This window comes from Bradyrhizobium sp. CCBAU 45394 (assembly GCF_028128655.1).
GTDB lineage: Bacteria > Pseudomonadota > Alphaproteobacteria > Rhizobiales > Xanthobacteraceae > Bradyrhizobium > Bradyrhizobium diazoefficiens.
The window spans coordinates 1-364 of record NZ_LBIX01000031.1; the positions used below are offsets into that span (position 1 = coordinate 1).

General features: G+C 65.4%; 1 protein-coding gene. It reads right to left on the reverse strand.

Going from position 1 to position 364, the window contains the following annotated elements:
• The coding region (locus WN73_RS11525) for a transposase (protein ID WP_271552822.1) at positions 1-364 on the reverse strand (364 nt) is incomplete at both ends.

Sequence of the window (364 nt, forward strand, 5' to 3'; positions counted from 1 at the left end):
CGGGCAACCTTGCTCGCGTAGGCGACAGATTTCATCCCAGCGTTCGCGTCGTGCAGCCTTTTGATCCGCCCGCAATTGTGCAAGGCCGGGCGGCAGCGTGGAACTGCCAGTCTTCGGTCGTTGCACGGACGCCATGATTTGCACGGCGGCGGCTACGTTGTGACGATGGCGGCCGACAGCGTGGCGCAGGGCCTCACCTAAACTGTTGAGCAGGTGCCAACGGTCCGCCACCTGCACCGCGTCGGGCGCGCCGCAGCGTACGCCATCAGCATAAAGTCCCGCACGGTCGCGGGCTACGACCTTGATGCCCGGCCAGCGCTTCAGCCAGCGCGCAACACTGTCGGCATTACGATCGGGAAGCAGG